This is a genomic window from Aerococcus sp. L_32 (genome assembly GCF_050689315.1).
Window position 1 is genome coordinate 1 of the sequence record NZ_JBOEQF010001252.1, and the last position, 525, is coordinate 525.

Sequence of the window (525 nt, forward strand, 5' to 3'; positions counted from 1 at the left end):
GCTGTTTTTACCGTACGTTGTAAATCACTCGTATATACTGCTGAAAATTCTACATCGGCCAATCCACGACCACTGCTACGTACATCTTCTTCTCCGCGTGGCGTTAGTGGCGCATCAGCCCACCCTTGCATACGTCCATAATAGTTTAGATACGTTTCTCCATGACGCATGAAGTAAATCGTCACACCTTTTGACATGAATAAATTCCTCCTCAAATTACACTACTCTTGGTCTTATTGTACCATTTCTATAGGCATGAAGTAATTTTTTTAACTGGGCAACTTGGTCTTCCAGTTTAACCCCTACATCGGTTTGGCGCACTTGTAATCGTTCTAGCTCTTTATCGATAATTCGACGTGTAGATACGATATCTGTTTCATGTTCCACTGCATCCTCAATACTAGAGAATGGCTGGTGGCTCACTAATAACATACCAAACGAATTATATAGTAAGGTATAACCTGCTAGGCCTGTGGTTGGTTGATAAGCTTTTGAAAAACCACCGTCTATCACTAAGAGTTTACC

The 525-nt window shown here is 41.1% G+C and carries 2 protein-coding genes; both read right to left on the reverse strand.

What is annotated here, in order from left to right; translation table 11 throughout:
- Positions 1-197: histidine phosphatase family protein (locus ACRCJ0_RS19175; protein ID WP_431391809.1), on the reverse strand; the 197-nt coding region annotated here is incomplete at its 3' end.
- A 19-nt stretch (positions 198-216) separates the two neighbouring features.
- Positions 217-525, reverse strand: a 309-nt coding sequence (locus tag ACRCJ0_RS19180) for a fructose-bisphosphatase class III (protein ID WP_431391810.1), incomplete at its 5' end; no start/stop codon positions are given.